Annotated in this window: 1 protein-coding gene; it reads left to right on the top strand. The window is 34.4% G+C overall.

All coding sequences use genetic code 11. The features are described from left to right. The first annotated feature begins 440 nt into the window (after window positions 1-440). Window positions 441-1,406 (top strand): hypothetical protein, encoded by a 966-nt coding sequence (locus Q3F21_RS27005; protein WP_340259661.1) that lies wholly within the window; start codon window positions 441-443, stop codon window positions 1,404-1,406. Window positions 1,407-2,021 lie beyond the last annotated feature (615 nt).

Genomic DNA, 2,021 nt, shown 5'->3' with positions numbered 1-2,021 from the left:
CGCTGTTGCAATTGGGCATGCAAAAACAACAGCAGATAAGCCGGAGTAGTCAGCTTTTTTACGTACTTGTCCTGATCACTTGAAGTTAGATCTTGATAAAACTTTTCGAAAAAATGGGAGAGACCCATTTACCAAATGGCGAAAGTAAGGTATTCTTGTCCATGCGCTTATCCTTTCAGTGGATTTGGACAGAAACTACCTGACTATTCCATTGTAAAGGATATTTTTATTTTCAGCGAGAACAAGACCGAATCTTTTGTGTATTTTGACTATATTAATGCAACGCTAGTGTAGTAGGGTATATTATCATTTGATTAATTTATTTATCAATTTTAAATAAACTGATATTTTTTTCAAAACTAAACATTCCATTTACACACATGGATAAAATTGGTATGATACGAATGATTTGAAAATTTAACTAAATATGGAGGTTGTTCATGAAAAAGTTCATCGCTGGTTTATGTACGTTTGGATTAATGGTTGCATTATATTCCAGTAACTACGTGATGGCTTACCAAAAGGGAGACGAAGTACGTCCCGTGCGAAGTTTTGATAAAGAAACTGCACATATTGATGATTTGGAAGCAGCTCTTGACAAAATGTACGATGAAGAAGTTAAAAAGAAAAATGAAGAAATAAAGGAACATGTTGAAAAAGCAAGATTGCAAAAAGTAAGTAAAACTGAAATAAAAGAAGAAGTGGCTGAAATTGAAAAGAAATATAAAGAAATCAAGAAACAAAGAGTCAAAGAAATTGAGGAAGAAATGGGGTGGGAAAGACTACCTATAGAAAGAGAGCCTGAAATAGGTACCCAATCTAAGTCTACCGATTTAAAATTAATTGATGAACATTTTTCTAGATATAGTAAAACTGGAGAATTCAAATACTACGCTGAGTGGGATTGGGATAATAATGGTTGGGATTTCTTGGGCGATACTGTCGATTTGGTAAGTGTCAGAAGTTTAGATGGTGTTAATACTACACGATCATATGCCCATACGTGGCAATATATTATTTGGGATAATGGTGCAACAGAAGAATACCGAAGTGGTTACGATAATAATGGTACAACAGAAGGATTCGGCATATCAAAACGAGATGAAACATATTACGGTGTAGTCTGGAACGTAGAAGATAACGGTTATACTGCATGTCAGGGTGGAATGTGTAGAGAAGTATATGACACTGATACCGTTATTGTTAGCACCTATTTTAAGCCCAAATCTAGCTCATTTACTACTAAATTTTTTACTGATTTTGAGCATAACTACAAAACTAATTCTTTATCAGGATCCGCTAGTATTAATTTCGTTGATCTAAAAGCTACATCTCTAAATGTTAGTTACAATCAAGTAAATAAAAACTATAAAAGAACGTCAAGAGGGTTAGACTTTAAGCCGTAGTAATATTAAAAAAAGCCACTAGCTTTTGTTAGTGGCTTTTTGTTTCAGTAAAATCAAACAATTTATCAAGGATAAAGTGAATGGCAATTAAAGCAACAAAAAAAGACAAAGTCCCATCAGATGTATGTAGTAGACTTCCTACTAAAAAAAAGGATACTAATGTGATGCTTAATAACAAAATAATATAAGTTATTCTAGAAATTTTCAATTAATCACCTCCCTAAAATTTTGTATTAATCTCAAAATTATACAATAATACTCGTGTCTGTCAAGAATTTTGTGTAATCTCAATCAACCGGTATATGAAAAGGTTTCATCCCCTAATTGGGATATCTTTTTCTGAGCCAACAGAGTCAAGGGCGTAAGTCGAAGCGAACCCTTGACACGTTGGTGAAGAGAAAGATAATCCCTTCGGGGATGAAGCCTTTCATTTGTTAACGGATGTACGGATGTACGGCTTTACTCAATCCTCAAAGAAAACAGATAGCTGCAAGAGAATCTGGCCCTAGTTCTGGACTCGTCCCGTCCACTTTCATAGAACATCCATGGTTACGAGATATAACATCTTCAGAAGGGCATCATCTGTGGGATGTGAATGTCAATCAAAATGTTGAA

The sequence above is a fragment of the Brevibacillus borstelensis genome, assembly GCF_037834415.1.
Lineage (GTDB): Bacteria > Bacillota > Bacilli > Brevibacillales > Brevibacillaceae > Brevibacillus > Brevibacillus borstelensis_A.
Note: the sequence above shows the minus strand (reverse complement) of the source record. Positions and strands in the feature narration are given on the sequence as shown.